The 8,485-nt window shown below is 67.0% G+C and carries 6 protein-coding genes and 2 pseudogenes; 4 read left to right on the plus strand and 4 right to left on the minus strand.

Going from position 1 to position 8,485, the window contains the following annotated elements:
- Nucleotides 1-169, minus strand: a pseudogene (locus DYI24_RS28340) (ComF family protein); the annotation flags it as partial.
- Nucleotides 170-274: 105 nt separating this feature from the next.
- Between DYI24_RS28340 and DYI24_RS15620 the strand changes: the two are divergent.
- Both DYI24_RS15620 and DYI24_RS15625 read left to right on the plus strand, forming a co-directional pair.
- Nucleotides 275-574, plus strand: coding sequence for a hypothetical protein (locus tag DYI24_RS15620; protein WP_107342796.1), 300 nt, complete (start codon nucleotides 275-277; stop codon nucleotides 572-574).
- 26 nt (nucleotides 575-600) lie between these two features.
- Nucleotides 601-1,286, plus strand: a pseudogene (locus DYI24_RS15625) (SAM-dependent methyltransferase).
- 134 nt (nucleotides 1,287-1,420) lie between these two features.
- Here the strand turns inward: DYI24_RS15625 and DYI24_RS15630 are convergent.
- Both DYI24_RS15630 and argJ read right to left on the minus strand, forming a co-directional pair.
- Nucleotides 1,421-1,822 (minus strand): (deoxy)nucleoside triphosphate pyrophosphohydrolase, encoded by a 402-nt coding sequence (locus DYI24_RS15630; protein ID WP_011156162.1) that lies wholly within the window; start codon nucleotides 1,820-1,822, stop codon nucleotides 1,421-1,423.
- A 184-nt stretch (nucleotides 1,823-2,006) separates the two neighbouring features.
- Nucleotides 2,007-3,248: a bifunctional glutamate N-acetyltransferase/amino-acid acetyltransferase ArgJ gene (gene argJ / locus DYI24_RS15635; RefSeq protein ID WP_164572945.1), complete on the minus strand. Its 1,242-nt coding sequence runs from the start codon at nucleotides 3,246-3,248 to the stop codon at nucleotides 2,007-2,009.
- A 222-nt stretch (nucleotides 3,249-3,470) separates the two neighbouring features.
- Here argJ and DYI24_RS15640 point away from each other — a divergent pair, with 222 nt between their 5' ends.
- On the plus strand, nucleotides 3,471-6,272 hold the full coding sequence (locus DYI24_RS15640; RefSeq protein ID WP_164572946.1) for a [protein-PII] uridylyltransferase: 2,802 nt from the start codon (nucleotides 3,471-3,473) through the stop codon (nucleotides 6,270-6,272).
- Nucleotides 6,273-6,435: 163 nt separating this feature from the next.
- Nucleotides 6,436-7,776, plus strand: a complete 1,341-nt coding sequence (locus DYI24_RS15645; RefSeq protein ID WP_164572947.1) for a S41 family peptidase — start codon at nucleotides 6,436-6,438, stop codon at nucleotides 7,774-7,776.
- 203 nt (nucleotides 7,777-7,979) lie between these two features.
- On the opposite strand, the gene DYI24_RS15650 is transcribed toward DYI24_RS15645, so the two are convergent.
- On the minus strand, nucleotides 7,980-8,485 hold a 506-nt coding region (locus DYI24_RS15650), incomplete at its 5' end, for an acyl-CoA dehydrogenase family protein (RefSeq protein WP_283810864.1).

The raw sequence follows: 8,485 nt of genomic DNA on the forward strand, positions 1-8,485 counted from the left end.
AGACGCCCTCGCCTGCGACTGGCTCGCGGCAAGCGACGCACAGCGTCGGCAGCGCCAGATCGAGCGCCGCCTGCGCCGCACGGGTCCAGATCCGCCGCAAACTGCTGGCAGCGGCTGCAAAGCCGCCCAGCCCCCGCACGCCAGCCCGATTGATCGCGCCCACACGCATGACGCGAGGCTAACGCCACCCACGCAACCGTCAAGCGGCAGAACCTTGTAGTGCCGGGCTGGAAAAAAGCGCACAACACCGCCAGTCCTTCTCCGGGAGATCGCCGTGTCCGAGCCCACCGACAAGCCTGCCGACGTCACCTATCTGGATATTCCGACCGCGCCGCATGTGTATTTCGACATCGCTCCGGCGCACGGGGTGATCGCCAATGGCGTCGAGGTCGAGCTCGCGGCACGCACCCTGAACCCGCTCGCAGACGGGACGGTCGAGGTGAAGTTCGTCACCACCGCTCGGCTGCGCTGCAGCCAGGCCGGCGCGCAGCATTTGCGTAACGCGCTGGATGCGGTGCTGAAGATGTTCGAAGCCTCGCAGCAGAGCCCGGCCGCGGCCTCCAAGCTGAACTGATCGCAGCGCGAACGATTTGACCTGCGATGTCTGATTCCACGCCGATCCTGTTCGATCGCCGGCTGCTCGCGGCGCGGCTGCAGCGTGCCGCCACGCTCGGCCCGGTGCCCTTCCTGCTCGACCGCGTCGCGGACGAGATGGACGAGCGGCTGCACGCCGTGCTGCGCGACTTCACCAACGTCGCCGATCTCTGGACCCCCGGCGGGCTGACGCTGCCGCGATTTCCACACAGCGCGCCTCGGGCCTGCTGCTCGCGGCGCTGACCGGCGGCGATACGCTGACCGAACTGCGCCAGGCCTTCGCGGCCGCCGAGGCCGAGATCGAAGGCGGCGTGTCGCCGCGCGTCGCGCCGGCCGCCGACCTGCGCGATCTTGGCGCACTCTTACAACGCGCTGGCTTCGCGCTACCGGTGACCGACGTCGACCGCGTCGTGGTGCGCTACGACCATGCATTCGCGTTGATGCAGGATCTGCGGCGGATGGGAGCCACCAACGTGCTGATCGAGCGCCGCCGAACGCCGCTGCGCCGCGCCACGCTGGGACGGATGGCCCAGATCTACGCCGACCGCTTCAGCGACCCCGACGGCCGCATCCGCGCCACCTTCGAGATCGTCTGGCTCTCCGGCTGGTCCCCCCACGAAAGCCAGCAGCAGCCACTGAAGCCGGGCTCGGCGAAGGTGAGTTTGGAAGAGGCGGTGAAGGGCAAGCGCTGACGGAGGTTGGTGACGAGACGCGCCTTCAATCTCGTCGTCATTGCCGGGCTCGACCCGGCAATCCATCTTCTTTGCGAAGATCGATGGATGCGCGGGCCAAGCCCGCGCATGACGTTTCGGATTTGGCCGGCGCCTTACATCAGCAATTCGATCAGCGGCGGGATCAGCGGCAGGTCCGCCGGCGGCATCGGGTAGTCGCGGAGTTTATTGGCACGAACCCAGGCGAGCTCCTGGCCCTCGCGCGGCATCGCCAGGCCTTCCCAGCGCCGGCAGACATACAGCGGCATGAGCAGGTGAAAGTCCTCGTAGGCGTGGCTGGCGAAGGTCAGCGGCGCCAGACAGGCTTCCTTCACGGTGATACCGAGCTCCTCGTCGAGCTCGCGGATCAGCGCCGCCTCCGGCCGCTCGCCGGGATCGAGCTTGCCGCCGGGAAACTCCCACAGACCGCCGAGCTGCTTGTGCTTCGGCCGCTGCGCGATCAGCACGCGATTATCGGCATCGATCAGCGCGACGGCGACGACGAGGAGGAGGTTCATGCGGCGCCCCCGATGCAGGGCACATCGCCCGCAACACCACCGCCGTCATGCCCCGCGAAGGCGGGGCACCCAGTATCCCAGAGCGCTGCAGGTAAGTAACGAGCGGCACGGCGTACTGGATCGCCCGCCTGCGCGGGCGATGACGGCCTACAAAGAAATAGGGCCGTGCTACTCACAACCAAACTCACGACCGATAGTCGCCGTTGATCGCGACGTATTCCTTGGTGAGGTCGCAGGTCAGCACGCGGTCGCGGCCTTTGCCGAGGCCGAGGGCGACCTTGATCTGAATGACCGGCTTCTTCATCTCGGCCGAGACTTCCTTCTCATTGTAGGACGGATCACGCGCGCCGGCTTTCGCGACGCGGATGCCGTTGAACGAGATCGACAGCTTGTCGCGATCGGCCGGCTCGCCGGCCTTGCCGACTGCCATCACCACCCGGCCCCAATTGGCGTCTTCGCCGGCGATCGCCGTCTTCACCAGCGGCGAGTTGGCGATCGACAGCGCGATCTTGCGGGCCGAGACCTTGGTCTTGGCGCCTTCGACGATGATCTCGACCAGCTTGCGGGCGCCTTCGCCGTCACGCGCCACCTGCTCGGCGAGGTCGGCCAGTACGGCGTTGAACGCCTTGACGAAAGCCTTCAGCCGCGGGTCCGAGGCCCGCGAAATCTTCGGCGCGCCGTTCTCGGCGGCCGCACCGGTCGCGAAAGCCAGTAGCGTGTCGGAGGTCGAGGTATCGCCGTCGATCGTCACCGCGTTGAAGGTATCGGTGACGCCGGCCTTGAGCAGCGCCTGCAGGCAGGACGCCGACAGCGGCGCATCGGTGAAGATGAACGACAGCATCGTCGCCATGTCGGGCGCGATCATGCCGGCGCCCTTGGCCATGCCGTTGATCGTCACCTTGGCCTTGCCGAGCTTGACGGTGGCGGTCGCCACCTTCGGGAAGGTGTCGGTGGTCATGATCGCCTCGGCGGCGTCCATCCAGCCGTCGGGGCCGGCGTCGAGCGCCATCGCGTCGAGCACGCCGTCGAACTTGGTGGCGTCGAGCGGCTCGCCGATCACGCCGGTCGAAGCCAGGAACACCTCCGCCGGCCTGCAGCCGATCGCCTTAGAGGCGAGTTGCGCGGTCAGCGCGGTCGCCTTTTTGCCGGTCTTGCCGGTGAAGGCGTTGGCGTTGCCGGAATTGACCACCAGCGCCCGGGCGCCGCCGCCCTTCAGCTTATCGCGGCACCATTCAACCGGCGCGGAGGCGCATTTCGAGGTGGTGAACACGCCGGCAACCGTGGTGCCCTTCTCCATCTCGACCAGCAGCACGTCGGTGCGGCCCTTGTAGCGGATGCCGGCCGCGGCGGTCGCGAGGCGCACGCCGGCGATCATCGGCATAGCGGGGACATCGGTGGGGGCGAGCGGGGAGACTTTGCTGGACATCGTGCGCTTTCGGCAGGTTGTACCCCCGCCGGCGCGGGAGCGGCGTTCCCCTCTCTCACAAGCTCGCGACGATGAGAAGGAGAATTCGCGAAAACTGACGAAAATCCCATCGTCACAATCCGTTGCGGGCGCCTATGCTGGCTGGGCCGAGCTCGCCTCCGCAGTTACCCTCGGGCGGAATTCCGTGACAGCGGCGTTGCCGTCCGATATCCGGAAATAGCCATGGACAAAGTCGTTTCACCTGCCCGCCCCGCCGCCGAGGAGCGCTTCGACAGCGCCCGGGTCGCCGCCGAGATCGCCACGCTCGCCGAAAAGCACGCCGGCAATGACGGCATGTTCCGCACCGCGCTGGCGATGCTGATGAAGGCCGAGCTGGCCAAAGCCCGCACCGAAGCCGAGGCGCAATTGCTGCGCGACCGCCATGGCCGGCGCTGCGCCGAGCGGCTGTGCTACGTCCAGGACGCGATTATCCGGCTGCTATTCAACGCCGCAACTGAATACCTCTACAACACCCCGACGCCGTCGAGCTCTGAGCGGATGACGGTGGTGGCGACCGGCGGCTACGGTCGCGGCCTGATGGCGCCGGAGAGCGACATCGATCTGCTGTTCATCCTTCCCTACAAGCAGACCGCCTGGGGCGAGCAAGTCGCCGAAGTCATCCTGTACTGCCTGTGGGACATCGGCCTGAAGGTCGGCCACGCCACCCGCTCGGTCGACGAGTGCATCCGCCAGGCGCGCGCCGACATGACAATCCGCACCGCCATCCTTGAGACGCGGTTTCTGGCCGGCGACGAGGCGCTGTACGCCGAGCTGGTCGAGCGTTTCGACAAGGACGTGGTCGAGGGCACCGCAGCCGAATTCGTCGCCGCCAAGCTCGCCGAACGCGAGGAGCGTCACCGCCGCTCCGGCCAGTCGCGCTATTTGGTCGAGCCCAACGTCAAGGACGGCAAGGGCGGCCTGCGCGATCTGCACACGCTGTTCTGGATCGCCAAATACGTTTACCGGGTGCGCGAACCCAGCGAACTCTCCGAACGCGGCGTGTTCGATCCGGCCGAGCTTCGGACCTTCCGCCGCTGCGAAGACTTCCTGTGGTCGGTCCGCTGCAACATTCACTTCGTGACTAAGCGCGCCGAAGACCGGCTGTCGTTCGATTTGCAGCGCGAGATCGGCGTGCGGCTCGGCTACACCTCTCATCCGGGGATGCAGGACGTCGAGCGCTTCATGAAGCACTACTTCCTGATCGCCAAGGAAGTCGGCAACCTCACCGCAATCCTGTGCGCCAAGCTGGAAGACCAGCAGGCCAAGGCGGCGCCGGCGCTGACGCGGATGATGGCGCGGCTGCGGCCTGCCGCCAAGCGCCGCCGGGTGCCGGAGAGCGACGACTTCGTCATCGACAATAACCGCATCAATCTGGCGGTGCCGGACGTGTTCAAGCACGATCCGGTCAACCTGATCCGAATCTTCCGGCTGGCGCAGAAGAACAACCTCGCGTTCCACCCGGATGCGATGCGTACGGTGACACGGTCGCTGTCGCTGATCACCCCGCAGCTCCGCGACAATCCCGAAGCCAACCAGCTGTTCGTCGAGATCCTGACCTCCGACAACGCCGAGCCGGTGCTGCGGCGGATGAACGAGACCGGCGTGCTCGGGCGTTTCATCCGCGCCTTCGGCCGCATCGTGTCGATGATGCAGTTCAACATGTATCACAGCTACACGGTGGACGAGCATCTGATCCGCTGCGTCGGCAATCTGCAGGAGATCGAGCGCGGCGGGAACGATGAGTTCGCGCTGTCGTCCGAACTGATGCGCAAGATCCGCCCGGATCATCGCGCCGTGCTTTACGTCGCCGTGCTGCTGCACGACATCGCCAAGGGCCAGCCTGAGGATCACTCAACCGCCGGCGCCAAGGTGGCGCGGCGGCTGTGCCCGCGGTTCGGCTTCAGCGCCGCCGACACCGAACTGGTGGCGTGGCTGATCGAGCAGCATCTGGTGATGTCCACGGTGGCGCAGTCGCGCGATTTGTCGGACCGCAAGACCATTGAGAACTTCGCCGCGGTGGTCGAGACCGTCGAGCAGATGAAGATGCTCACCATCCTGACCACTGCCGACATCCGCGGCGTCGGTCCTGGGGTGTGGAACGGTTGGAAGGCGCAGCTGATCCGGACCTTGTACTACGAGACCGAGCCGGTGCTGACCGGCGGCTTCTCGGAAGTGAACCGCGCGGAGCGCATCCGCGCCGCACAGGCCGAATTCCGCGCCGCCTTCACCGAATGGCCGGAGGCCGACCTCAACGCCTATGTGGCGCGGCACTATCCGGCCTACTGGCTGAAGGTCGATCTGCAGCGCAAGATCCGCCACGCCCGCTTCCTGCGCGCCTCCGAACAGGCCGGCCACAAGCTGGCGATCAATGTCGGCTTCGACGAAGCCCGCGCCGTCACCGAGCTGACGATCCTGGCGGTCGACCATCCGTGGCTGCTGTCGGTGATCGCCGGCGCCTGCGCCAGCGCCGGCGCCAACATCGTCGACGCCCAGATCTACACGACGACCGACGGCCGCGCGCTCGACACCATCTCGATCAGCCGCGAATACGACCGCGACGAGGACGAGGGCCGCCGCGCCACCCGTATCGGCGAAACCATCGAAGAGGTGCTGGAAGGCAAGCTGCGGCTGCCCGAAGCGGTCGCCCGCCGCGCGACCAGCGGCAGCAAGGCCAAGCTGCGCGCCTTCGTGGTCGAGCCCGAGGTCGAGATCAACAACAACTGGTCGGACCGCTACACCGTGATCGAGGTCAGCGGCCTCGATCGCCCCGGCCTGCTGTACCAGCTCACCACGGCGATCTCGAAGCTCAACCTCAACATCGCCTCGGCGCATGTCGCCACTTTCGGTGAACGCGCCCGCGACGTGTTCTACGTGACCGATCTGTTAGGTGCCCAGATCACCGCCCCGACCCGCCAGGCGGCGATCAAGCGGGCGCTGGTGCATCTGCTCGCCAACGGCGACGCCGCCGAAAAGCCGGCGGCCTAACCGCGTCGGGCGCCTTGATCACGCCCGCTTCGCACGTATCTGATCAGGCGTCCTATCCGGGCGCCGGTGCCCCTTTCACGGGAACCGATGGCGACCGCGGTCGGTTCTGGTTCCGCAACGCCCCCACGGCGGCCGTTTTCCGCCCCTTCACATGAGTTCGCCCATGCGCAAAATCGTCGTCCGCTCGCTTGCCGTCCTCGGCGTCGTCGCGGTTCCTGTTGTGTCCGCGCTCGCCTTGCAGCGCGAGCAGACCGCCCCGGCCGATCTCGACCTGATCGGCGGCGTCATCCAGCTGGTGCAGCGCGCCTACGTCCATCCGATCCCTTCGGACGAACTGACCAAGGATGCCCTGAAGGGCATGCTGAACCGGCTCGATCCGCACTCGGACTACATGGACGAGAAGGAATTCAAGGACATGCAGACCGACATGTCGGGCCAGTTCGGCGGCCTCGGCATGCAGATCACCGCCCAGGGCGGGGTTCCGCGGATCGTGTCGCCGATCGACGGCACCCCGGCGGCGCGCGCCAAGCTCGAGCCGGGTGACCTGATCATCAAGGTTGGCGCCGCCACCACCCAGGGCATGAGCCTGCGCAACGTCGTCGACATGCTGCGCGGCGTGCCGGGCACCAAGGTCACCATCACCATCATGCGCGGCAAGGACGAGCCGTTCGACGTCACCCTGACCCGCGAAATCATCAAGGTCGCATCGGTGAAGTCGGAGATGAAGCCGGACGGCGTCGGCTATATCCGCATCAGCCAGTTCGGCGGCGACACCGCCGACGGCTTCACCGCGGCACTCGCCAAGCTGAAGAGCGACGCCAAGAACGATGGTCTCAAGGGCCTGGTGATCGACTTGCGCAACGACCCGGGCGGGCTGCTCAACGCCGCGGTCTCGGTCGCCGGCGATCTGCTCGACGGCGGAACCGTGGTGTCGATCCGCGGCCGTCAGGCCGATGATCAGCGGGTGTTCTCGGCACCGTCGAAGGGCGACAAGCTGCCGGGCGTACCGATCGTGGTGCTGATCAACGGCGCCTCGGCGTCGGCATCGGAGATCGTCGCCGGCGCGCTGCAGGACCGCAAGCGCGCCACCGTGATGGGCACCACCAGCTTCGGCAAGGGTTCGGTGCAGACCGTGATCCCGATCAAGGGCCACGGCGCGGTGCGGCTGACCACGGCGCTGTACTACACGCCGGCCGGACGTTCGATTCAGGACGAAGGCATCGTGCCGGACGTGATCGAAGAGGCGCCGAAGGATCAGCAGATCAGCGGCGGCCCGCTGATCCGCGAGAGCGCGCTGCACGGCGCGATCGCCAATCCGGGCAAGCTCAGCAAGTCGGACGCCACGCCGGCGCCGACCACGCCGAAGATCGGCGAGCCGACCGACGACAAGACCAAGTCCGCGACCTCGGCACCGATCAAGGCCGACCTGATCGGCAAGCCCGAAGACGCCCAGCTCAACGCCGCGCTGGCTTTGGTCCTGAAGAAGGACGGCGCGCCGAAGTAACGACCGGCGCCCCCGAGCGGATCATCACTCGCCCGCCCTCATGGCGAGGAGGCGCGTAGCGCCGTCTCGAACCATGGGCGGCGCGTTGGCCTCATCCTTCGAGACGCCTGGCTTCGCCGGGCTCCTCAGGCTCTCGGGACGAGGACTCAGTGCCCTTGGGAACGAGAGCGGCGGACGACCTCCGCTCTCGTTTCCACCGACATTCACCGCGGCCGGGCGCGGTCGATGATCGCGGCGAAGTTCACGCCCTTCGGCAGCGCGCCGTAGTGATGTGCGCCGCGCTGCGCCAGCCGCGAGGCACAGAACGCCTCGGCGACCTCTTCCGGCGCGTGCCGGATCAGCACGCTGGCCTGCAGCCCGACCGCGAGGCGATCGACCAGATCACGGGCGCGCTCCTCGAAGTCCGAAGCATCGCGCATATCATCCTTCAGCGCGGCGATGTGACGATCGAACGCCACATCGGCGCCCTTGGCCTGCTCGACCTCGGCGAAATACGCCTGCAGCGTTTCAGGCGTACGCGTCATCGCCCGCAGTACGTCGAGGCATTGCACGTTGCCGGAGCCTTCCCAGATCGCGTTGACCGGGCTTTCGCGGAAGTGACGCGGCATCGGCCCATCTTCCATCACGCCGGAGCCGCCGATGCACTCCATCGCTTCGGCGGTAAGACCGGGCGTGCGCTTGCAGATCCAGTATTTGCCGATCGCTGAAC

It is taken from the genome of Rhodopseudomonas sp. BR0C11, assembly GCF_010820945.1.
In the GTDB taxonomy this organism is placed as follows: Bacteria; Pseudomonadota; Alphaproteobacteria; order Rhizobiales; family Xanthobacteraceae; genus Rhodopseudomonas; species Rhodopseudomonas palustris_H.